Here is a 23,645-nt window from a genome sequence, read left to right as displayed (position 1 = left end):
AAATCCTTAAAATGTATAAATCAATGATGATTTAATAGTATATTTACTATAGTCAAATGGTACTTGATTTGAAATAGTATTTTCCATGGTGCCCGTTAACCCTAAAATAAAATTCTTTGATATTGGTTTTACAATACCAAGTGAGAAACTAAATGTTTTATCTACTCTCCTATTCAAAAAATTAACATCCTGCTTCGTATATATTACTTTTTTTGTACCAATATTACTATTCAAAGTATATTCAGCAGGAAGAGGTAAACTGTTTTCTATATTAACTTCATAAGTGTTTTTACTAATATCAGTTCTTGTATTGTATATAGCTATTTCTTTATTATAAAAAGTGTTTAAAGTAAACAGCCCAAAATCATTTGTATTATGTTTATAACTATTTTTAAGTTCAAATACATGGGAATTTTTTCCTTTATCATCATTTTGATCATATAGTTTTTTACTAATTTTTAGTGAAATATCATTTAAAATAAGTTGATTAAAAATATGAGAGTTTGATAGAGTTAAATTATAATTTTTTAAATAATTTTTATCATTTAATATAACATAATCAATCCCTAATCCCGTTGAATATTTATTTTGTTCATTAAAATATGTAGGCGTTGTAGAAAAAGATATTACATCAATATTACTATCTTTTTTTCTTTTATAATTTTGTGTATAAAAAACTAAATTATTGTTTAATGTCATATTCTCTTTATATTTGTAAACATGATTTAAAACTGCAATTGCATCATATGAGTAATCTGATTTATTAGTCTCGTCATTTGTTAAAGTCAAGTTACTAGATGTTTCAGGTACATAAATCGAATAATTACCAGTTTTTGAGGAATTACTTGCATTAGAATCATATAATACATCAAATATTAAAGCACCACTAAAAAAGTTTTTTTGCATAGTTTCATTTATATAATCAATTCTTGATAGTACATTAGTTCTTACATTTGGAGGAATTTTTGTATCAATAAGTACATTTTCAAACTCTTTTATTGCTTGAACATAGTTTTTTAACATCAAATAACTTTGCGCAATCTCTAATTTTGCTTGTGAATTATTTGGTTGAACGAAAAGTATTCTTTCATAATAACTTATTGCTAAGTCATATTCTCCTCTTTCATATGCACATCTTCCAAGATAGAAATTTAAAGTTTGATTTCCTAAATCATTTTTTGAAAGCGATTGAAATATCTCATATGCTTTCTCATAATTCTTTTCTTCAAAATATTTAACTCCTTGATCAAAAGAAGTATATGTTTCTTTTGCAAAAAGTAGTGATGTAACAAAAACTGTTGATAATAATATTTTTCTATTCATAATTCCCATTTTCAAAAAAATAATATTTTTTATTTATTCTAACACAACTTTGGTCACTAATTGGTCACATTTTAATTAAATTTTTTAAAAATCTCAAAAAATTAATAATAAATTACTAATTATATATATTTCAAAGCATAAACTTTTAACAAAGATTTAAATATATTTACATGTGTTACTTTTTTTATACGTTTTTTCTCTAATTTTATCTAAATATAACTTTTTATTATACATTTTTAATTTTTTAGTCTATAATAACTAGATATTTACAAAAGGTTTTTATATGAGTAATACAGTAAAAGGTGAGAAATCTCTTACAATGACGATGTTAATGACACCTGATAAAGCAAACTTTACGGGACAAAATGTACATGGTGGTGAAATTTTAAAAATGTTAGACCATGTTGCATATGCCTGTGCAGCTAGATATTCTGGTGGTTATGCTGTAACATTATCTGTTGATATGGTTTTATTTAAAGACCCTATTAAAATTGGTTCATTAGTTACTTTTCACGCATCAGTTAATTATGTGGGAAGAACTTCAATGGAAATTGGTATCAAAGTGATTTCTGAAGATATCAAAGATCATACTATCAAAAATACAAATGTTTGTTATTTTACAATGGTTGCAGTTGATAAAGATTGGAAGCCAATGCCTGTTCCAAAACTAGAACCAGTAACAGAAGATGAAAAAAGAAGATATAACGATGCTATAAAAAGAAGAGAGCAAAGAATGTCTTCAAAACACGCTACAAAGTTATAACAAAAGAAGCCTACGCTTCTTTTGATTCAATATACTCTTCGTAAGTACCTTTAAAGTCTACAATAGTTCCATCATTTTTTATTTCAATAATTCTATTTGCATACGCATCAAGTAATTCCCTATCATGAGAAACACAAATAACAGAACCTGGATATGCTAAAAGTCCCTCACCTAATGCAATAATTGCTTCTAGGTCTAAGTGGTTTGTTGGCTCATCTAGTATCATAAAGTTTGGTTGCTCAAGCATTATTTTAGAAAGCCACATTCTATGTTTTTCTCCCCCACTACAAGAACTTACTTTTTTCTCTTGTTCTTGACCATTAAACAACATTCTACCAAGACAATTTCTTATTTCTGCAATATCTGCATCTCTATCAAAGTTTCTTAACCAATCATATAAAGTCATATCTCCAGAAATAATATCCGTTGCATTTTGAGGGAAATAACCATTTTGAATAGTTGCACCCCATAAAACTTCTCCAGAATCTGGTTTTAAATTTTCTACCATAATTTCACATAAAGTAGTTTTACCAATACCATTTGGTCCAATAAGCGCAATTTTGTCACCTTTTTCAACTGTAAATGAAATATCATTTAAAACAACTTCACCATCGTAAGATTTAGAGATATTTTTAACAGTAAGTAACTCTTTACCTACTTCTCTTTTTTGTCTAAAAATAATAGATGGGTCTCTTCTACTTGAAACTTGAATAGTCCCAACATCTAATTTATCAAGCTGTTTTTGTCTTGAAGTTGCTTGTCTAGCTTTAGAAGCATTTGCACTAAATCTAGCGATAAACTTTTCTAACTCTTCTTTTTCTTTTAATTTTTTATTTACATCAGCTTGTTGTTGTTTTGCTATTAATGTAGAAGCGATATACCAATCATCATAATTTCCACTATATTCTCTAATTTGTTTAAAATCCACATCTAAGATATGCGTACAAACAGCATTTAAGAAGTGTCTATCGTGAGAGATAACTACCATTGTACCATCATGATGTTGTAATTGATTTTCTAACCAACCAATCGTTTCAATATCAAGGTTATTTGTTGGCTCATCTAAGAATAATACATCTGGTTTTGGATATAAAACTTGTGCTAATAAAACTTTAAATTTATCTCCACCAGTAAGCGTTGACATAAGATTTTGATGTTCACTTGCTGGAAAACCTAAATCCTCTAATATTTTAGTAATTTTTACATCATATTCATATGTTGGATCTTCTTCACAACAAACTATTTCAAGCTCACCTAATCTTTCACCTACTTCATCAGTGTACTCTTCCATATAAAGTTTTTCTTTTTCTTTAATAGCATCATATAATCTTCTATTTCCAAGTAAAACAGTATCAAATAAAGTATATGCTTCATAAGCAAATTGATTTTGACTTAAAGTTCCAACTTTTTTTCCGTTTTGAACTTGTACTTCACCCTCAGTTGCTTCTTCTTCTCCAGAAAGTATTTTTAAAAATGTAGTTTTTCCAGCACCATTAGCACCTATTAAACCATATCTTTTTCCAGCATCAAGCTTTAAATTTATATCTTGAAATAAAACTCTTGCACCAAATGCTTTTTTTAAATTAACTGTTTGAACCATATATTTTCCCTAATTCTTGTTTTAGTAATCCGCGATTCTATCAAAAATAAACTAAGTAGAAAGTAAAAAACTAAATTTCCTGATCAAAAGCCAGTTTTAATAACTCTTTTTCAGATAATTCTTTCTCTTTTTCATTCTCACTAGGATTTCTAATACAAAGTACTTTTTCTTTTAAATCATTTAGATTATATTTTGTTAAATTTTTAAGTAAAGTATCTGTAACCATCTCTTTAGTTAAAGTATTTGTATTTATTAACTTAGTTATACCATTATGAAGTTTTTTTCTTGTATTTTCAAAAACTTTCTCTTCATCTGTCAATGTAACATAAATTCTGTCTAAATATTCACAAACTAAATCACCAGCATATTTATAAGTTGTAATTTTGTTATAAACAAATTTTTGTGACTTTATATCAGGCAAAGATACATTTGTAAAAACAGAACCTTGAACTAAATTTAATCCCTCTAAACTATCTATTGGGTTATGAGAACAAATAAAATCATCCTTTACTATTGTTGGAGCATATTTTAAGTTTGAAATATTATTTTTAAGAATAATATAGTTTCCATGAACCTCTTTTGGTCCACCTTTTAAAGAGTAAATTTCATTTTTAAAGGCTAAAAAGTCACCTTTTACTATATTTGGACAACCTTCTAATGAAGTTAATTCATTATCACTTATATCAAAATCACCATTTATTTCATTAAACTTTAAAGGTAGTCTAGATAAATTTGCCAATCTATCAGCTAATTTTACCCTACCATTTACATCAACTGAATTATCTTCTAATATTCTATAATCTCTAATATCATATTTATGTAGCCACTTATCTATATCTTCTTTATTTTGTAAAGATACAATTGGTTTATATACGTGTTCAACAACATCTTTACCTTTATATCTCCAAGTTGTTGTTATCTCATCAAAACTGTGTACAAGATGGTTAAGTCTAATATCTGTAATTAAATCCCAACCTATTTCATCAGAAATACCATCCAAATCCTGAATATCATTTCCATTACAAATATAATCTTCACCAACTGTAACAGGGCCACCTTTTAACTCTCTAATAATGTTATGTGAACAATCAAAATATGAAGATACATATTTAGGTCCTCCTTTTAAGGAGTGTATTTTATTTTCAGAACAGTTAAAATATCCTCTGATAGTTCTCGGACTTCCTTTTATTGATATTATTTCATTATTTGAACAATCAAGATAACCCATCAATTCTTTTGGACAATATGCTAAACTAGTTAATTTATTGTGAGAACAATTAAAATCATATACCGCATTAGGAGAACCTAGTAAAGAATCAATATTATTATATGAGCAGTTAAAATCCCCAGTAACTTTTTCTGGACATCCTTCTAGTGAAGTAAGTGTATTATGACTGATATCAAAATACCCATCAACTACATCAAATTGTACTGGTAATTTATTTGTAGTTAATTTACCATTTAAATTTACATTTCCATGAACTGTTACTTTTAAATCTTTTGAAATAAAATAATTACTTATAGAATTTTTTTCGAGCCATTTTTCGACATCAGATGAGTTTTTCATGAAATACCTTATTAAGAAAGATTTCTCTTATCTTTCATTTTATATTTTATTATTTTTACTTTTAAAAAGCAATTTATAACTACAATTGTCTTATTTTTCAATTAAATTAAAAAAATTAATTAATTATTTTTCAGGTCTATATACTTTTATATTATTAAAATTTTTTGCATCTTTTAAATATTGAGCATGCAACTGGCTTAAAATTCCTTTTTCACAATAAAACAGATACTCTTTATCTTGTGGAAGTTTTTCAAACTCTGTTTTTAATTTATAAAAAGGTATTTTTAAAGTTTCACAACATGTCTGTATGCAATCTGGACTTTGTCTAATATCAATGATAACATATTTACCACTAGAAATATCACTAACAACTTCCATTTGTCCAATATCTTTTATATCATCACTTATTTCATCAACATTAATTTGAACAGCATTTTCTACAGCTTTATCTAAAACTGTATAATCAAATTTTTGTGACTCTTTTTCCATTCGTTCATATGAACCATGAGTTGTAGGATTTTTAGATATTACTCCACAGTATTCTGGCATACTTTCAGCAAATCTACGTGTTCCTATCTCATTTGCAATATTTATAATATCTGGCTTATTCATTGTGGCAAGTGGTCTTAAAACTAATTTATTAGTAAATTGGTCAATAAGTGCTAAGTTTCTAAGTGTTTGACTAGAAACTTGAGCTACACTCTCCCCTGTAAGAAGTGCATCAATACCCAAATCATTTGCTATTTTTTCAGAAGCTTTTAACATAAGTCTTTTTAGTGTTACTCCCATATATGTTTCATGGGTTGATTTAAATATTTCTGTAACGACATCATCAAAAGGAACAGAAGTAAATGTTACCCTATGAGATGAACCAAATTTATTCCAAAGATAAAGAGCAACTTGTTTTACCCCAATCTCATGTGCAATACCACCAAGATTAAAGAAAATGAAGTGCGTTTTAATCCCTCTTTTCATAGTTAAATAACTAGCAACAGTAGAATCAAATCCTCCTGACATAAGTGATAATATCTCACCTTGAGAACCAAGAGGAAAACCACCTAGCCCTTTGTGTCGTAGTGTTATAATATTTAATTGGTTATTTATAAGTTCAAGATTTATTGTAACTTCAGCATTTCGTAAATCAACACCTTTTGTTAAATCTTTATTTTTATGTAACATATAACCACCAACAGTTTGTTCCACATCAATTGATTTAAAATCATGGGTTCCTGAACGTTTAACTCTTACTACAAAAGACTTTCCAACAATCTCTTTTGACATATTTTCATTTACTATCTCTTTAATTTCATCAATTGTAGTTATCTTGTCAAATTGTAATGCTTCTAAAACTAATTCTATTCCTGGAGTGTCCAATAATTTAATTCTAACTTCAGTAACAAACTCTATTGGACAAACTACTTCTATCTTATCAAAAAATTTTTTAGTTGTAATATCTGGTGAAATTCTAGCTAAAAGCTTTTGTAGGTTACCATGAAGTCGTCCTACCATTTGTCTTTTTGCAGATGTTCCTTTTATCATTATTTCTGGGAAAAGTTTTATTATAAATTTTTGTGTCTTTATCGGAGAGATTTCCATTATTTATTAAGCCTTCTTTTTAATTAGTCGCAATTATATCATAAGAATAGTAAAGGTTAAATTTGAAAACAATATAATTATTAACTTAAAACTCTGCCTATTTTTTAGTATTGTTTAGATAAAAATTTTTTAATTAATTGATATATTAAAATAGAAATGCTTATATTAGGGGATTAGTTAAATAAAGAGTATTAACTCTTTATTTAATAAATTCAACAACCTCTTCAAAAGGAACTCTAAGTTGTGTTGATTGTTCATTGATTCTATATCCAAATGGAACTATACAAGCTAATTGGAATTTAGAAGTATCAAGTCCAAGTACACCTTCAACACCATTTTTATCAAAACCTTCAATAGGACAAGAATCTATTCCTTTTATAGCAGCTGCTGTCATCATATTACCCATTGCAATATAAGATTGTCTTGCAGTCCAAGAATAGATATTTTTATCACTACTTAATGTCTCTTTTAAATGTCCAGCATAAAGGTCTAAATAAAAGTCTAATTTTTCTTTTGGCATATCTCGTCTAGCAAATCTTTTTTCAGGAATTCCACTTTCTGGTTTTACACCTTCAATTCCAGCTAATATAATAACTAAATGAGAACAAGTAGTAATTTGAGGTTGTTCCCAACAAAAAGGTCTAAGTTTAGCTTTTAACTCTTCATTTGTAATAACTAAAAATTTCCAAGCTTCCATACCAAAAGAAGATGGTGATTTTCTTCCAGCTTCAAGTATAAATTTCATATCCTCATCATTAATTTTTTTTGTATCATCAAATACTTTACACGCATGTCTAAAATCCATAGCTTCCATAAATGTTTTTTCCATAATTATTCCTTTTAAATTGATTTTTCTAATATTTTAACAACAACAGCTTTGTTTACTGTACCTCTATCACCAAATTCAGTAAAGCCATGCTTTTCTAAAAGTGATGTAACTTTTTCAATAATCTTCGTATCATCTGTATATGAAGAGATTTTTAAATCTATATTTAATGATGAGTATAAAGCTCTTATCTTTTCTACCACATCTAAAGAATTATTTGTATTTAGTCTAAATACATTTTCTCCCATTTGTAAAAGTTTATCTTTTTTCTCATCAGCCAATATTGTAAGTAGATTTGGTTGAATAATTGCTAAAGTTCTAGCATGATCTATCCCATATAATCCACTTAATTCATGCCCTATAAAATGTGTTGCCCAATCTTGAGGAACACCAAGTCCAATTAGACCATTTAAAGCTTGATTTGCAAGCCACATAAGATTTGCATACCATAAGTCATCTCTAGATTCAAAAGTATCTGCAAGTTCAACTAAACCTCTTAAAAGACCCTCACAATAATAATCCTGTGCTAAAGCACCATGAGGCTGTGTTAAATATTGTTCGCAAGTATGAACAAAAGCATCAACAATTCCATTTACAAGTTGTCTATCATCTAAACTTTTTAAAACATAAGGATCCAAAATTGCAAATTTAGGATAAGAAAATGGTGAATGAAAAAATCTTTTCTCTTTTGTTTCACCCTTAGTTATAACAGAACCTGAATTTGACTCACTTCCAGTTGCTGCCAAAGTTAATATAGCTCCAATATCTAAAGCTTTTGTAGGAGTAAATTTACCCTCAAGTAAATCCCAACCATCACCCTCATAAAAAAAAGCATTTGAAACATATTTTGAACCATCAATAACTGAACCACCACCAACAGCTAAAATATAATCAACTTTGTTTTCTCTACCAAAAGCGATAGCTTTGTCTAAAGTCTCTTTTGTAGGATTAGGTTCAACTCCACCAAATTCAAAGAAAGTATGATTTTCAAGTGCTTTTATAACTTGTGTATAAACACCATTTTTTTTGATACTTCCACCACCATAAAGAAATAATACTCTTTTGTCTTTTGCTATTAATTGTGATATTTTATTTATTTTACCCTGCCCAAACTCGATTTGAGTTGGATTAATATATGAAAATTCCATTATGCTCCTTTTATAAATTATATATTAGATAAAAAATTTTTAGCTAAAACTTTCTCAAATCTTTCTAACTCTTTATCTAAATTCATATCACCTTTAAATATATCATGCACAGAAAAAGTCTCTAGTTGCTGCGCTCCACAAAATTGAAATGTTTTATGTACAGCATAATTTGCTTCATCTAAAGATAGACCATCAAAAAAGCCATCTTTATTATCAAATTCACTAATTGGACAATTATATGTAAGGCTTAGCATATATTTTTTATCAGTCATTAATCCACCACTACCATACTTTTTACTAGCATCATCCCTACTTCTTCCATCACTTATATAGGTAACTTTCCCTGCTCCAGCTGAAAAAATCTCATCAACATATTTTTTTGCTTTCCATGGTAAAGTCATCCAATATACAGGATATTGAAATAAAATATAATCAGCCCATGCAAACTTCTCTACTTCTTCATTTACATCATACTCATCATCTACAATACTATGTTTTACTGTAAAACCATTTTTAGTAAAAAACTCATCTGCTTTGTTTATAAAACTTTTTGTTAGATTTCCTTCTGCCACATTTTTATAAAATTGATGTCCATTTATTATTAATACATTTTTCATAACATCTCCTAGTATTGATATAAAAATTATATATATAATAAACTTAATCTACTCTTACTTTACTTTATGTAAGTAATGAAGTTTTATTTACTTTATGATATAATCAAGTCAATAAAAGGATTTAAAATGTATTACGTAAATGATAAAGAATATAGATGTAGTGTTTCAGTAACACTTGACATTTTTAATGATAGATGGAAATTAGCAATTATTTGGCATTTACTTGATGGCGAAAAAAGATTTAAAGATTTACATGAAATAGTAAGTGAAATTACTCAAAAAACATTAACTATTAAATTAAAAGAACTAGAAGAAAAAAATATTATTCACAGAGAAGTATATGCTGAAGTTCCTCCAAAAGTTGTTTATAGTTTAACAAAATGTGGTAAAAAACTAAAACCTGTACTTGAAGAGATGTACAAATGGGGGATAGACTATGTCGGAGAATGTGGAAAAATAACTAAGGATAACCCTTGTGAAACAACACTTTGTAAATAAGCTTAATAGATGAATACAACATCATTTTATAAGAATATAAAAGAGATAAAAGATTTTTCTAAAATTATGGACAATGGCAATTACCACAAAGTCCCTAGTGATTGGTATGTATTGATTTCTGATGTTGTTGATTCTACAAAAGCTATTGAAGATGGTATGTACAAAAAAGTAAATTTTGTAGCAGCACTTACTATTATTGGTATATTAAACATAGATAAAGAGTTAGAATTTCCTTACATATTTGGAGGTGATGGGGCAAGTTTAATCATACCTCCAACTTTATTAGACAAATCAAAAATTGTATTGTTGGAAACTGCAAAAAAGGCAAAAGAAGCATTTGATTTAGATTTAAGAGTTGGTGTTATTAGTATAAAAGAGATTGAAAAGAGAGACTCTTTTATAGAAATTACAAAATTTAATGTAAGCAAAGATTTTACCCAAGCTATAGTTAGAGGAAATGGCTTAGAACTTGCAGAAAACTTACTAAAAAAAGAGTATAAAACTTTTAAAATAGATGAAAACTTTACTTGTAATTATATCCCTGATTTTGTTGGTTTAGAGTGTAGATGGAAAGATATAAAAAGTCCCAAAGATGAAACGAGTTCGTTGCTAATAAAAAGTATAAATCCAGAAAAATCAAATGAAATTTATCAAAATACTTTAAATAAAATAAATAAAATAGCAGGTTCTTATATGCAAAGAAATCCTATCAAAGAGATAAATCAACTTGTTATATCATTTAATCCTATGGTTTTAAATGCAGAAGCTTTAGTTTTTAGTTCAAATATATTTTCTAGATTTTTTTTAATACTTAAATTACTTCTTGAAAATATACTTGGAGTTGTCTTTATGAAATATTCCATTGGACAATGGAGTAATTATAAAAATAGAGTTATAAGAACAACCGACACAGAAAAGTTTGATGATATGCTTAGAATGGTGATTTCAACAAATAAGTCTCAAACAAAAGAACTTGAAGAATACTTAGAAAAAGAGTATCAAAGGGGAGATTTAGTTTATGGCATACATAAATCAGACTCTGCGCTTATGACTTGCCTTATTTTTGAAAGACATGGAAAACATATTCACTTTGTGGATAGTTCAAATGGTGGTTATGCCTTAGCAGCAAAAGCTTTAAAAAAAAGATTAAAATCAAAAAATGAAATATGAAGTAGATAAAATAGTTTAAAACTATTTTATCCTAAAGCTAAATTTACTGCTTCCATTGCATGTATTTTAGTTGTATCATAAAGCTTCACATCAGTATCTTTTGATGAGATTAACATACATATTTCTGTACATCCTAAAATAATCCCTTCTACTCCATTTTTTACCAATTTATCAATAATTTTTAAATACTCTTTTCTTGACTCTTCTTTTATAATTCCAAGACATAACTCTTCATATATTATTTTATGTACTATTTTTATATCTTCATTATCTGGAACAAGAACTTCTATACCAAAGTTTTCTATAATTCTATTTTTATAAAAATCTTCTTGCATAGTAAAAGCAGTTCCTAATAACCCTACTTTTTTTATAGCATCATTTTCTAATACTTTTGCAGTTGCATCAGCAATATGCACTATTGGTATATTTATATTTTCTTGAATTTGTGGTGCAACTTTGTGCATGGTATTAGTACAAATAAGTAAAAAATCTGCACTTGCTTTTTCTATATTTTGAGCAGCTCGTGATAATATATCAGCAGTTTTATCCCACTCTCCACGATGTTGTAATTTCTCAATTTCATCAAAATCAACGCTATGTACAACTACTTTGGCAGAGTGTAAAGAACCTAATCTTTTTTTAATCTCTTCATTTATTTGTTTATAATATAAAGCTGTACTTTCCCAACTCATACCACCTAATAATCCTATTGTTTTCATTTTTAAATCCACTTTATAATTTTTAGCACTATAACACAAAAAAAATAAAGTAACCTTGTGTTAGACTTCACAAAATTGATTTATGGGAACCTTTATGATTAAACTTATTATTTTAGGGATTATTGCTGGTGCTTTTTTTAGTACAACATTTGTTTTAAATGAACTTATGAGTGTATCAGGTGGTCATTGGCTTTGGTCTGCCTCACTTAGATACTTTTTTATGATTTTATTTTTAGGATTAATTTTATTATTTCAAGGTGGAGTACAAAGGATAATTGATATTTTTAAACTATTTATATCTAATTATATTTTTTGGACTATAAGTGGGACTATTGGTTTTGGATTTTTTTATGCTTTGATTTGTTTTAGTGCTGATTTTTCTCCAGCATGGGTAATAGCTGCAACTTGGCAATTTACTGTTGTAGCAACACTTTTTGTACTTATGTTTTTTGGTAAGAAGTTTCCTAAGAAAATTTGGCTTTTTTCACTTATAATATTTATTGGTGTTTGTTTAGTAAATCTTGCTCATATGGAAACTTTTGATTTAAAAGCACTACTTTTAGGTGGTATTCCTATTCTTATTGCTTCTTTTTGTTATCCAATAGGAAATCAACTCGTATGGGAAGCAAAAAATGGAAATCATAAAAATGTACCTCAAATAAAATCAAAGTTGTTAAATAATGCTTTTAATAAAGTATTTTTACTCTCTCTTGGTTCTTTACCTTTATGGTTTATATTATTAGTAATCATTCAGCCCTCTTCTCCAAGTAATTCTCAGATAATTAATACAGCACTTGTTGCCCTATTTTCAGGTGTTTTTGCTACATCTATTTTTTTATATGCAAGAAATATAGCAAAAGACTCAAATGAAATTGCAGCTGTAGATGCAACACAAGCTAGTGAAGTAGTTTTTGCATTAATAGGAGGAATGGTACTTTTTAGTAATAGTTCTTTAAATTTAATTTCAATTATAGGATTAGGTCTTATTATGATAGGACTGTTTTTATTTACAAAATATCAAAATGCCTGATATTTTGTAAAACTTTATTTTATAGAGATATAAATCTCTATCTCATCTTCTTTTACATACTTTTCAAAATCTATAGTGTATTTTCTTTCATATTCACTATTGTTTTCAAAATATTCCCAAATCTCTCCCCATGTTTGTAAAACCACATCAGGAAGTTCACCTTTGTTTGAAAATACTAAATATCTCTCATCTTCAATTACAATAGCATTTTTAGGTTTTGTAACTTCAACACCAACAGTTACTTTATAGTCACCATTTACATCACTTGTATAATCACTATAAACCCCGTACATATATTTGCTATTGGCTTTATTAAAAGTGCTTCCATAAGCATTTTTTTCAATATAGTCAGCCCATAATTGAGCGATTTTACCATTTTCTGATTCTAACTCAAACTTATTATTTGTGATTGTACTAAGACCTGCAATCATTAGATTTTTTACTCTTGTTACTTTCATTAAAACTCCAATTTTATTTAATATCCAATTCCATAGAAAAATTAATCAACTCTTCTTTGTACCTTTTTACATGATTTATTTTTACTTGCTTAAATCCAAACTTTTCAAAAAATGGCTTTGCAGTTATACTTACATCAACTCTTATTTTAAATACATTATTCTTTTTTGCGATTGATAAAACATGTTCTAATAAACTTTTTCCTATACCCATACCTTGATACTCATGATGAATATAAAAACAGTCAATATAATCTTCATAAAACTCTACAAAGCCTACCAACTTATTTTGAATAATAGCTAAATAAGGTTTCGTTTTAGCTACTCTTTGCTCCCAAATTTTAAAATCTATATTTGGATTTGCCCAAGCATTAAGTTGTGCTTGTGTGTAGTCTTTACTGCAAGTTTTATGAATAGTGTTTGTAAAAAGTATTGGGATATCTTTTTTAAAGGAGTTATCATATGATTTTATTTGGATTTTCATTATTTACTGTTCACTACAAATTTCAATACCCATTTTTAAAAAGCCAGTAAAAGCAGCATTATCAAAAGATAGTGGCCCTGAAACTTTTGATTTGATATCATCTAAAACTTTAGTGTACTCTTTATAAAACTCATATGAAGGTTTTGGTTTATATATTAAGTCTGGTATTTCTAGATACTTTATGATATTTTTTGTAGTTGTTGGTTTGATAAAATATTCTGTTTGTCTGTTGAAACTATAAGGTACCAAGGTAACCAAAGTCCACTTTGCCATGCCAAATTCAGCTAAAAACTCCACAAGTCCATCAAAACCATTTTTCTTATTTCCATACAACAACTCATAAAGCTCGATACTAAGCATATCTTTTTCATAAGAAGTCAAAGCCTTAATCACATCACGAAGTTTCGCTTTATCAAAAAGCGAAACCATGACTGATTTTTGAATAGTTTTAAAATAAGCATCTACTATAAAATGTGGGTCTGAAAAATTTTCTTTTTTAAAAGCTTCTTTTGAATAAGCTTCTAATTTTTCAGGGTTGAACTTTTTTATTATACGGATTAATTTTTCATCTTCAAATCCTTTAGGATAAGCATCAAAAAATTCAGACTCCACATCTTTTAGTTTTTCTATATTCACTTTAAAAGTTTCCTTTTCAAATAATCTTTTAATTAAAAAAGATTATATCAAAGTTCAATAATAGTTAGTTTATTTCCTATCATTTGTGGTAAATATAATTTATTTGATTTCTCATCAATCCATAAATCAGCAGCTCCCATAAATGGCTCTACTTTTAAAACATACTCTTTTTTTGTTTTTAAATCATAAACTCTAATAATCCCTGATTTTTCAAAATTTACCCAATCACTTACATAAATTTTGTTGCCAACTTTTTGTACTCCATCTAAAACACCCTCAAAAGTACCTAGTTGAGTTAGTTTTTTATTCTTTAAATTTATTTGGTAAAATTTACCTTTTCCATCAAACATTGTTTTTGGACTACTTCCAAGTTCTGCAGCATATAAAATACCATCTTTATAAAATAAACCATTTGCAGTAGTAAAATCTATAACTTTTTTATAACTTTTATTTTTGATATTAACTTCATATATTGCACCAACATCTGTAGCACTCACAAAAAGAGTATGATTATCTTTTATTGTAATGTCATTTAAAAATCCAACATTATCAAAACTCAAAGAAAAAACCTCTTTTTTTGTTTTAATATCAAAACCTTTTACGGTATCTACATCTGCTACAAAAAGTGTGCTTCCAATGATTCCCATACCTTTTGGAGCATTTAAACCATCAATAAAATGTAACTCTTTTATTTTCCCATTTGTATCTAATTTTGAGATAAAACCATCACCATCTTTTGCTGTTGGTTTTAACTCTTTTCCTACATTACTTACGTAAACATCTTTATTCTTAACGATTACACTTTCTGGGCTACTAAACCCCTCAATAGTAACACTACTTGCAAAACTTATAGTTGCTACTAGCAACATAGATAAAATTGTTTTTTTCATATATCTTCCTTGTTTTTTAGAAAGTATATCAATTATTTTTCTTATTTGTTTATCTGTAAGGATTGATTATTTATCTATAAAGCTAGGATTAGTTCCGTATTCATTTGTATATAATCTAGTAAAATGAGCATGGGTTTTAAACCCCACTGTATGAGCAGCCAATCCAACCTCATAACCCAATTCTTGGATAAGAAACTTACCTTTTTCTAATCTTTTTTTCAAAATCCATTTCATGGGAGTTTCTTTGTAGATAGACTTAAACTCATTTTTAAATGCACTAAGACTTCTACCACTAAGTCTAGCAAACTCTTCAATAGTTAAATCTTTTTCGTAATTATTTTCCATAAAACTTTTCAAATCACTTTTATCCAAAATGGAATTTTGAAAAAATCTTATAATATCTTGTCTAGCATTGCTTCCTAAAAGCAACAACATCAACTCTTTTAATTTTAGAGCAAGTAATTCTTCTGTAAAAGTAGGTCTGTCATCCAAATAAAGTTTTAATGAATCAACACTATTTTGTAAAAAAGAATCAACTTTAAATTTTAATAAATTTGATGTGTTACTCGTCTTTTTAGAATTGATTTTAAAAGGTAGTTCTGAAATAAGCTGTTTTGTAAGCTGTTGTTCAAAGAAAATCAATAAACACATATACTCTTCATCTCCAACTACTTCACTCATAAAATACTCACCCTTAGTTATCAAAAAAGCCTCTCCAGCTTTTACCTCAATATCCCCCTCTTTAGTATGTAATATCTTTGTACCTTTATAAACAATATTCAAAAGATTACAGGGAATAATCGCACTGTTTTTATGAGTAGTTTCTAAGGTACAGAACTTAGCAAGAGTAATACCTTTACTAATTATTGTATCTTTAGCATGATTTTTTTTTAAATATTCTATAGCGTTCATGATTACCTCATTCTTTTAAAAGAAACTTGATATAGCATTTTCAACTTCAAGTTACCAATTCTTTTAACTCATAAAAATCATCTGAACCTTTTATTATAGAGTAAATCCTTGCTTTTATATTTTTGATAAAAGTTTTATCATGGCTTACAATTATCAAGGTATTTTTATACTCTTTTAAAGCTTGCTCACATGACTCAATCGAATCAATATCCATATAGTTTGTTGGTTCATCTAATATTATAAGTTGTATTTTATCCAATAAAGCCTTTGCAATAAAAAGTTTTCTAAGCTCTCCAGGACTTGCACTATCATTTTCTAAAAGATTTTTAGGATTTGAAGAGAGCCTTTGAATTAGGGTAAAAAGTTCCCCTTTTTTTTCATTATCCAAGTTATCTATTGCTTCAAAAAGTTCTTTTTTTTGTTTTTCTTCTATTTCTTGGGGAAGATATAAACAACTTTTTAAGGGTGCTATTTTTGAAATAAGTAGTTTTAAAAAACTGCTTTTACCTACTCCATTTTCACCTATTATTGCTATTTTATCACCTTTATTTAAAGATAAATTTTCATACATTAAAACTTTTTTTTCACCTAAAGCTAATTGACCTTTTTCTAAAAGAAAAGAGAACTTCTCTTTTTTGTTATTTTCATCTTTTATTGTAATACCTTTGTCAAAGTTTTTTTCTATTTCATTTCTTTTAGAAGATAATTCTTGGACTTTTTTAGCAAAGCTTGTTACAAGTTTTGAATCAGATTTATCTTTTCCTGTAAGTTTTGCTAGATTTATTTTCTCTTTTAGACTCTTATCTTTTGTATTTATGTTTTTTTTGGATAATCTGCTTTTTGATTGGGATACTTTCTCTTTTTGTGATTGAATATTGTTTTGTAATTTCTTTATTTTGGTATTTATGTTTTCATTTTCTTTTTCTAAAAAGTTAAAATATAAATTTAACTCTTTTATAGCTTTATCATAAGTAGTTTTATAATTATAAATTTTCTTATTTTTTATAATCACTGTATTACTGCACAAAGAGTTCAAAACCTCTCTATCATGGCTTATTAAAATACCAATGCCTTTAAAATTTTTCAAACTTTTTGTTAATATCTCTTTTGATTTTATATCCAAATGATTTGTTGGTTCATCCAATAACAAAATGTCAGGTTCTAAAAAAAGAGCAATAGCTACTTGTATTCGTTTTCTCTCCCCAAAACTAAGAGTTTCCCACCTGTAAAACCACTCCTCTTCTATGTGAAGTAACTCTTTCAATCTAAATGTTTTAGTATTGTATGTGTAAATAAACTCTTCATAGCCATTTGGTTTTTCATGAAGTTCTTGTTCACAATAATAGACCAATTCATTGCCAATGATAGTTCCCTCTTGGGAGTTTAGTATCTTGGCAATAAGTTTAAAAAGTGTGGTTTTACCAGAACCATTTGAACCAACCAAACAGCTCCAACCATTTTCAAAACTCAAATTAAGATTTAAAAATATGTCACTGTTTGAGTATTTAAAAGTAAGATTATTTATTTTTAGATATTGCATATAAATTCCTTGATATATCTATGTTTAGTATCAAGGATAAGTCAGATTTTACCCTTGAATTAGAGTAAAGTATTCATTGTTTTTTCCTTTTTTTATTTATGGATAGTATATCGTTTTTCATTTTATACTTATTTAAAAAACTTTTCTAAAGCAAAACTTACTGTTTTATAATCTTCCTTATAAACAGTATGGGAACAAAAAGGAACATTTAGAAAAGAGCAATTTGCTATCTTTTTTTGTAATTGAGCTTGGCTAGTTAGTGAAACTAAAAAGTCATTGTCTCCTCTTATTAGAAGTGTATCACAAGTGATATTTTCTACACTTGTATCAGGATGTCCACTTTGACTTTTATCTTTCCACATTGTCACAACTTCTTTGGTAAATTGTTCGAAATTTGGTTCTTTATTTATTTGTTCATATAATTTGTATTCGGATTCAAATATCATCTTTGCTTTTTCACAAGTAATTGAATCCAAAATTTTACTTATTTCTTCAATATCATTTTTTGACCAAGAAGTACCTATAAGTGCCATTTTTTCGATATTGATTTTTTTTGATGAAGCCATTCTAAGAGCAATAATACCACCATCACTAAAACCTATGATTGATATTTTACTTATACCTAAATAATTCAATACAGCATAAACATCATCTTCTAATAACTTATAACTTAATCCTTCATTACCTAAAGTTGAAGCACCATGTCCCCTACTATCAATTGCCAATATTCTATATTTTTTTGAAAAAGAATCTGCTATTTCATTTAAATCTTCAATATTACCAAAACCGCCATGTAAAAGTAAAAGAATTTCTTTCTCTTTTGATCCAATATCTTCATAATATATTTTTGTTGAATTTATTTCTAAATAAGTATTTTTTTTATGATTAAACATAATTGTATTTCCTTTATAATATGTATTAAAATAGTATCAAAAAATAAAAAAACTGATAAAAAAGATTACAAAATGTAATATTTATTTAGGGAAATGCCATTTTAATCTTTTTGTCTATGTACTAATTACATATCCTCTAGGCTATATCCAATATATTTACTAAAGTTCTTTCTCTATTGTAAAATCTAATTTTAACTCTTTATAGTAATATGTGTTACTGTAATGTATGTTACTATAATTTTTTTACATACATAGTAATTGAAAAAAGTATTAAATCTTTTATAGATTTATTAAAAAGTTCATAATGCAATATCCACTTAATTTTCCATCTTTTTCATTTTTTCAATTCTAAACCCCATCACTTTATTATCTGTCTTTTTTGTATCTTCTAAAATTTGAGAAAGTAATTCAAATGCTGTTTTAATATGCTCTGTATTTTGAGTGGTTTGATTTTGATTTAGTTTCAAATCTTCTTTTAGATTTTTTAGTTCTATTACTATATCTTTGTAAGTGAGTGCAAATTCTCTAAGCTTTGTAAAGGTACGCATGATATTTATAGTCACATCAGTAGCAACTTTACTTTTAAGGACTGTTGCTAACATATAAACACCTTGTTCAGTGAAGACTTTTGGCAAAGTTCTTGTTTTGGAAAATTTTGTGGTCGAAATTTTCGACCGCAAAACTTCAAACTCTTCTTTTGTCAATTCAAAATAAAAATCTTCTGGGAATTTTTCAGGGTTATTTTTAACAGCTTCATTTATTCTTTTAGTTTCAACTGCATAAAGAGTTGCCAAATCACTGTCTAACATAACTTTTAATCCATGTAAATCATATATCTTATCATGAATTATTATTTGAGGTAATTTTTCCATAGAATCACTCCATAATTAATATAAAGTAATTCTATCAATCTTTTTTAAAACCAATAAAAATATTATAAATTGTAATTAAATTTAAAAATTTTTAATCAAGTCCTCAAACACAGCAGTTAATCCCTCTACTTCTTTAACAGTTGTTCGCTCCCCAATACTATGAATAGTGTCATTTATTACTCCAAATTCTATGGCTTCTATTCCAAAGGCTCCAAAATATCTAGCGTCACTTGTTCCACCATGGGTTGAGTGTTTTGCGGTTACTTGTAAAACCTTTTTGATAGAGTTTTCCATAGCACGTACTACTTTTGATTCTTTGTTTGTCACAAATGGAAATGAACCCTGTGTTGTTCTAAAATCATATTCTAAACCTTCTAGGTTTTTATGGATAAACTCTTCTACAGACTCTCTTGTGGTATTAGTTGAATTTCTTACATTGAACATAAGTTTTAGTTCATTTGGTGTTACATTTGTAACTTCCATACCACCTCTTATGTCTGTAATTACCAACTTTGATGGGGCAAAATATTCATCTCCATCATCAAGGTTATGTCCTGCTAATTTTGGCAAGATTGAGGCAAAGTTATGCACAGGGTTGATACATTTTTCAGGATATGCAGCATGCCCTTGTTTACCTTTTATTGTGATATATCCATTGATACTTCCTCTTCGCCCTACTTTTATGGCATCTCCAAAAACCTCTTCACAAGTTGGTTCAGCAACAACTGCATAATCTGGGATAAAATCTATGCTTTTTAGGTGTTCAAGCATTTTGATAGTTCCATAAGTTCCTTCTCCCTCTTCATCACTTGTCATAAGGATACTTAACGTCCCATCAAAATCAAGAGCATGTTTACAAGCATATAAAAAAGCAGCATCTCCACTTTTCATATCTTGTGCACCACGTGCACTTATAACTCCATCTATAACTTCTGCTGCAAAGGGGTCTATTTCCCAACCTTGTCCCACTGGCACAACATCAATATGTCCTGCAAAACATAGATGTTGGGCTTTGTCATTGAACTTTTTATAATAAAATCTATTTTTAGTGCCTTCCATATCAAGTTTTATACAACTCCACTCAGCTCCTAAATACTCTTCAATAAAATCAAAAGCTCCATCATCATCGGGTGTTAGTGATTTAAATCTTAATAATTTTTGAAATAATTCTATAATAGTCATCTCTTTCCTTTAAAGAAGACATTGTATCAAATTTGTAATTTATTTTGCTATAATGAGCTAATATATTATTTGGAGATTTTTATGAAAAACAACCTATTTATTAAGATTTTATTATCTATATTTGTGATTTATTCCCTAGTAGGTTTCTTTATAATCCCTTATATTGCAAAAGACCAAATTATAAAAAATCTTGACAATCTTCTTATTTATAAAAGTAATTTAAAAAAAGTATCTTTTAATCCATATACTTTAAAAGTACAGATTAAAGAGTTCTCTATTTCAAACAAAAACGAGAAGCTAATAGCTTTTGATAAATTGGAAATCGATTTTTCTCTTTTAAAATCAATCTATGAGTCACATATAAGTTTTAAAAAACTAAATCTTATAAAACCTTATGTAAATATAGTCCAAGATGAAAATGAAAATATTAACTTAGCTTCTATTTTAAAACCACAAGAAAATAAAAAAGAAAAACAAACTAATGAAAAAGCAACTATTCCATCATTTAAAATCACAAAAACTCAAATCATAGATGGGAATTTTCTTTTTACTCAAATATTTAACTCTAAAAAAACAACAACCAATATAAACAACTTCAACTATACTTTTTATGACGTAGGTACATTTAAGAACTCTCTAGCATCACACAGTCTTGTTACAAATATAAATAAATATACCAAATTATATATCAATGGTGGGCTAAGATTAAATCCATTTAAAATGGATGGAAAAATAAAACTTAAAAATCTAAAACCAAAAGAATATATAGGATATACAAAAAAATTATTAGATTTTAATATAAATGAACCTACGATAAATTTAACTTTAGGCTATGATATTAATACAAAAGATGGTTTAAAACTATATATTAATACTGCAAATCTAGATTTAAAAGATTTAAAACTACTTAAAGATGATAACAAATTTTCAATTGATACTTTAAAGATTGTTCTTAATGATTTAAATATTGATGATAAATCATTAAAACTATCTAGTGTAAATATAGATAATCCAATAGGGTCTATTGTATTAGAGAAAAAAGAAGATAAAGTAAAAAAAGAAAAAACAACTACAAGTATAAGTGATGACACAACAAAAGAAAAGTCAAATTTCTTTTTAGATATAGGTCCTGTAAATATAAACAATGCCCAAATAGCTTTCCAAGATAATAACTTAAATATCCCTTTCAAAACAAAAATCACAAATCTAAATGGTAGTTTTTCAAAACTTAACTCAAAAGCTTCAAAACCTGCAGAATTGAACGTTGAGGGAAAAGTTGATGAATATGGATATACAAGGATTACTGGATTAATTGATTCTCAAAATATACAAAATCTTACAGATATTAATCTTATATTTAAAAATATTAACATCAATAATTTAACTCCATATTCAGGTAAATTTGTAGGAAGAGAACTAAATAGTGGAAAATTAAATCTTAACTTGAAATATAACATTACCCAATCAAATCTAAAAGCACAAAACAATATCATAATCAATAATATAAAGCTTGGTAAAGTAGTAAAAAGTTCAGAAGCTGCAAATTTACCATTGGATGTAGCAATTGCTTTATTAGAAGATTCAAATGGTGTTATAGATATTAACTTACCAATTAATGGAAATATAAATGATCCCAACTTTTCAGTTACTTCAATTGTTTGGAAAAGCTTTGTAAATTTGATATTGAAAGCTGTAACATCACCTTTTTCATTACTATCATCCATTTTAGGAATAACTACAGATGAGATAAAAAGTTTAGATTTTATTTATGGAGAAAGTAAACTTCTTGATTCTGAAAAAGAGACTTTAGATAATATTGCAAAGATTTTTCAAAAAAGACCAAATTTAGCTTTAAAAATTGAACCATCTTATAACATAAAAAAAGATAAAGAGGCAATACAAAAGTTAAAAATTGAGATGAAACTAGAAACCTTAACTTTAAATAGAATAAACTCAATAAAAGAATACCTTCTTAAAAAACATGCAATTCAAGAAGATAAAATACTAATCAGTGATGAAATAAAAGAAATAGATGATAAAGATGCTAAATTTGACAAGTTTATATTAGGCATAGATATTAAAAAGAAGTAGTTAAATCTACTTCTTTATAAGATATGTTGGGAAAGGGATATTTATATTATTTTCTTTTAGTGCATTGAAAATATCAAGATTTACTTTGTATTGAGTATCAAAAAAAAGTTTTGTATGCGCCCAATATCTAAGCTCAATATTTATAGAAAAATCACCAAACTCTTTTATACCAACTTGTGCTTTAGACTCTTTTGAAATAACACTTTCATCAAATTTATTTAGTACTTCATGAATAACAGCAATTGCCTGTTCAGGCTTTGAACTATAATCAATACCAATAACCGTTTCAACAACTCTATACTCAAAGGAGTTAACTAATATTTCTCCAATAATATGCTTGTTTGGGATAGTTATTTGCTCACCATCTTCTGTTGATAAAATTGTATGTGCTAGTCTTATCTCTTCTACCACACCAAAAACACCATCTACACTAATAGTATTACCCACAATAAAAGGCCGACCAATAATTATAGAAAGCCCTGCTCCATAGTTTGACAAAGTTCCTTGTAAAGCCAAACCAGCACCAAGTGATGCAGCACCAATACCTGCAATAAAAGGAGTAAGTGTAATACCAAGTTTTCCAACTGCTACAATTCCAACACCAATTATAATTGCAAATTTAACAATATTTACAACAAACTTTGTAAGTGTTACATCTAGCTCATTTTTTTCACATAGTTTTCTAACTGCTTGTGAAACTTTATTGGCAACATACCAACCAAGAATAAAGATAATTATTGCACCAATTAATTGGAAACTATAATTCACAAAAAATTCTATAATAATATTATAAAACTTCTGGATACTTTCTAACTCTTTTTCCATGTACCTCT

At 27.3% G+C, this 23,645-nt stretch carries 23 protein-coding genes; 5 read left to right on the top strand and 18 right to left on the bottom strand.

The features are described 5' to 3' along the window. Window positions 1–6: 6 nt before the first annotated feature. Complete coding sequence (locus ACQY5W_RS10400; protein WP_428024902.1) at window positions 7–1,323, bottom strand: tetratricopeptide repeat protein; 1,317 nt, start codon at window positions 1,321–1,323, stop codon at window positions 7–9. A 283-nt stretch (window positions 1,324–1,606) separates the two neighbouring features. Between ACQY5W_RS10400 and ACQY5W_RS10395 the strand changes: the two genes are divergently transcribed. Beyond that, entirely contained in the window at window positions 1,607–2,086 is a 480-nt protein-coding gene (locus tag ACQY5W_RS10395; RefSeq protein WP_428024901.1) for an acyl-CoA thioesterase, read from the top strand. A 10-nt stretch (window positions 2,087–2,096) separates the two neighbouring features. On the opposite strand, the gene ACQY5W_RS10390 is transcribed toward ACQY5W_RS10395, so the two are convergent. The 6 genes from ACQY5W_RS10390 to ACQY5W_RS10365 all read right to left on the bottom strand — a co-directional run bounded on the left by ACQY5W_RS10390 (window position 2,097) and on the right by ACQY5W_RS10365 (window position 9,440). Continuing rightward, a complete protein-coding gene (locus tag ACQY5W_RS10390) occupies window positions 2,097–3,686 on the bottom strand; it encodes an ABC-F family ATP-binding cassette domain-containing protein (protein ID WP_428024900.1) in 1,590 nt (529 codons plus the stop codon). 70 nt (window positions 3,687–3,756) lie between these two features. After that, window positions 3,757–5,253, bottom strand: coding sequence for a hypothetical protein (locus tag ACQY5W_RS10385; RefSeq protein WP_428024899.1), 1,497 nt, complete (start codon window positions 5,251–5,253; stop codon window positions 3,757–3,759). 123 nt (window positions 5,254–5,376) lie between these two features. Further along, a complete protein-coding gene (gene thiI, locus ACQY5W_RS10380) occupies window positions 5,377–6,849 on the bottom strand; it encodes a tRNA uracil 4-sulfurtransferase ThiI (protein ID WP_428024898.1) in 1,473 nt (490 codons plus the stop codon). A 199-nt stretch (window positions 6,850–7,048) separates the two neighbouring features. Beyond that, window positions 7,049–7,678 carry an NAD(P)H-dependent oxidoreductase gene (locus ACQY5W_RS10375; protein ID WP_428024897.1) on the bottom strand — a complete coding sequence of 210 codons (630 nt, stop codon included), beginning with the start codon at window positions 7,676–7,678 and terminating at the stop codon, window positions 7,049–7,051. 11 nt (window positions 7,679–7,689) lie between these two features. Continuing rightward, window positions 7,690–8,823 (bottom strand): iron-containing alcohol dehydrogenase, encoded by a 1,134-nt coding sequence (locus ACQY5W_RS10370; protein WP_428024896.1) that lies wholly within the window; start codon window positions 8,821–8,823, stop codon window positions 7,690–7,692. A 17-nt stretch (window positions 8,824–8,840) separates the two neighbouring features. Next, entirely contained in the window at window positions 8,841–9,440 is a 600-nt protein-coding gene (locus ACQY5W_RS10365; protein WP_428024895.1) for an NAD(P)H-dependent oxidoreductase, read from the bottom strand. Window positions 9,441–9,566: 126 nt separating this feature from the next. On the opposite strand from ACQY5W_RS10365, the gene ACQY5W_RS10360 reads away from it, so the two are divergent. Beyond that, on the top strand, window positions 9,567–9,938 hold the full coding sequence (locus tag ACQY5W_RS10360) for a winged helix-turn-helix transcriptional regulator (RefSeq protein ID WP_428024894.1): 372 nt from the start codon (window positions 9,567–9,569) through the stop codon (window positions 9,936–9,938). A 9-nt stretch (window positions 9,939–9,947) separates the two neighbouring features. Next, complete coding sequence (locus tag ACQY5W_RS10355; RefSeq protein ID WP_428024893.1) at window positions 9,948–11,108, top strand: DUF3095 domain-containing protein; 1,161 nt, start codon at window positions 9,948–9,950, stop codon at window positions 11,106–11,108. A 26-nt stretch (window positions 11,109–11,134) separates the two neighbouring features. On the opposite strand, the gene ACQY5W_RS10350 is transcribed toward ACQY5W_RS10355, so the two are convergent. Further along, window positions 11,135–11,827: an aspartate/glutamate racemase family protein gene (locus ACQY5W_RS10350; RefSeq protein WP_428024892.1), complete on the bottom strand. Its 693-nt coding sequence runs from the start codon at window positions 11,825–11,827 to the stop codon at window positions 11,135–11,137. Window positions 11,828–11,921: 94 nt separating this feature from the next. On the opposite strand from ACQY5W_RS10350, the gene ACQY5W_RS10345 reads away from it, so the two are divergent. After that, a complete protein-coding gene (locus tag ACQY5W_RS10345) occupies window positions 11,922–12,857 on the top strand; it encodes a DMT family transporter (RefSeq protein ID WP_428024891.1) in 936 nt (311 codons plus the stop codon). A gap of 14 nt (window positions 12,858–12,871) precedes the next feature. On the opposite strand, the gene ACQY5W_RS10340 is transcribed toward ACQY5W_RS10345, so the two are convergent. From ACQY5W_RS10340 to dapE, 9 genes are all read right to left on the bottom strand, one after another. Continuing rightward, window positions 12,872–13,315, bottom strand: a complete 444-nt coding sequence (locus ACQY5W_RS10340) for a GyrI-like domain-containing protein (RefSeq protein ID WP_428024890.1) — start codon at window positions 13,313–13,315, stop codon at window positions 12,872–12,874. Between the two features lie 13 nt (window positions 13,316–13,328). Then, complete coding sequence (locus ACQY5W_RS10335) at window positions 13,329–13,796, bottom strand: GNAT family N-acetyltransferase (RefSeq protein WP_428024889.1); 468 nt, start codon at window positions 13,794–13,796, stop codon at window positions 13,329–13,331. 3 nt (window positions 13,797–13,799) lie between these two features. Further along, window positions 13,800–14,432: a hypothetical protein gene (locus ACQY5W_RS10330; RefSeq protein ID WP_428024888.1), complete on the bottom strand. Its 633-nt coding sequence runs from the start codon at window positions 14,430–14,432 to the stop codon at window positions 13,800–13,802. A gap of 47 nt (window positions 14,433–14,479) precedes the next feature. Further along, window positions 14,480–15,322: an ATP-binding protein gene (locus ACQY5W_RS10325; RefSeq protein WP_428024887.1), complete on the bottom strand. Its 843-nt coding sequence runs from the start codon at window positions 15,320–15,322 to the stop codon at window positions 14,480–14,482. A 66-nt stretch (window positions 15,323–15,388) separates the two neighbouring features. Next, window positions 15,389–16,234 carry a helix-turn-helix domain-containing protein gene (locus ACQY5W_RS10320; protein WP_428024886.1) on the bottom strand — a complete coding sequence of 282 codons (846 nt, stop codon included), beginning with the start codon at window positions 16,232–16,234 and terminating at the stop codon, window positions 15,389–15,391. Between the two features lie 46 nt (window positions 16,235–16,280). Next, window positions 16,281–17,774: an ATP-binding cassette domain-containing protein gene (locus ACQY5W_RS10315; RefSeq protein ID WP_428024885.1), complete on the bottom strand. Its 1,494-nt coding sequence runs from the start codon at window positions 17,772–17,774 to the stop codon at window positions 16,281–16,283. Window positions 17,775–17,902: 128 nt separating this feature from the next. Further along, the gene (locus ACQY5W_RS10310; protein WP_428024884.1) at window positions 17,903–18,667 is read right to left on the bottom strand and encodes an alpha/beta fold hydrolase; all 765 of its coding nucleotides are present in this window, start codon (window positions 18,665–18,667) and stop codon (window positions 17,903–17,905) included. Window positions 18,668–18,984: 317 nt separating this feature from the next. Next, on the bottom strand, window positions 18,985–19,539 hold the full coding sequence (locus tag ACQY5W_RS10305; protein ID WP_428024883.1) for an ORF6N domain-containing protein: 555 nt from the start codon (window positions 19,537–19,539) through the stop codon (window positions 18,985–18,987). An 81-nt stretch (window positions 19,540–19,620) separates the two neighbouring features. After that, window positions 19,621–20,721, bottom strand: coding sequence for a succinyl-diaminopimelate desuccinylase (dapE, locus tag ACQY5W_RS10300; protein WP_428024882.1), 1,101 nt, complete (start codon window positions 20,719–20,721; stop codon window positions 19,621–19,623). A gap of 81 nt (window positions 20,722–20,802) precedes the next feature. Between dapE and ACQY5W_RS10295 the strand changes: the two genes are divergently transcribed. Continuing rightward, entirely contained in the window at window positions 20,803–22,812 is a 2,010-nt protein-coding gene (locus ACQY5W_RS10295; protein ID WP_428024881.1) for a DUF748 domain-containing protein, read from the top strand. 6 nt (window positions 22,813–22,818) lie between these two features. Here the strand turns inward: ACQY5W_RS10295 and ACQY5W_RS10290 are convergent, their stop codons facing one another. Further along, window positions 22,819–23,637 carry a mechanosensitive ion channel family protein gene (locus ACQY5W_RS10290; RefSeq protein WP_428024880.1) on the bottom strand — a complete coding sequence of 273 codons (819 nt, stop codon included), beginning with the start codon at window positions 23,635–23,637 and terminating at the stop codon, window positions 22,819–22,821. Window positions 23,638–23,645 lie beyond the last annotated feature (8 nt).

Source organism: Arcobacter sp. (assembly GCF_050300555.1).
Lineage (GTDB): Bacteria > Campylobacterota > Campylobacteria > Campylobacterales > Arcobacteraceae > Arcobacter.
This window is presented reverse-complemented; position numbering and strand designations above follow the sequence as displayed.